Source organism: Sphingomonas sp. AC449 (assembly GCF_979253475.1).
In genome coordinates this window covers 1-242 of record NZ_CEEDCZ010000083.1, presented here as the reverse complement: position 1 = coordinate 242, position 242 = coordinate 1, and the positions used below count along the sequence as shown (strand labels likewise).

Annotated in this window: 1 protein-coding gene; it reads right to left on the bottom strand. The window is 73.1% G+C overall.

Features of this window, described 5'->3' with window-relative positions; translation table 11 throughout:
* Positions 1–242 (bottom strand): DEAD/DEAH box helicase (locus AC0CH3_RS17915; protein ID WP_465238139.1); only part of this gene is annotated, 242 nt, incomplete at both ends.

Here is a 242-nt window from a genome sequence, read left to right as displayed (position 1 = left end):
CTCGTAGCCCGATCCCGCAAAGCGCGCGCGCATCGTATCGAGATGCTGGCGGACGAGCACGGTGGGCGGCGCGACGAGCGCGACCTGACGGCCTGCCAGCGCGACCAGCGCGGCGGCGCGCAACGCCACGTCCGTCTTGCCGTAGCCGACATCGCCGACGATCAGCCGGTCCCTGGGCGTGCCACTGGCGAGGTCCGAGCGGACCGCGGCGATCGCGCGCGCCTGATCGGGGGTTTCGGACA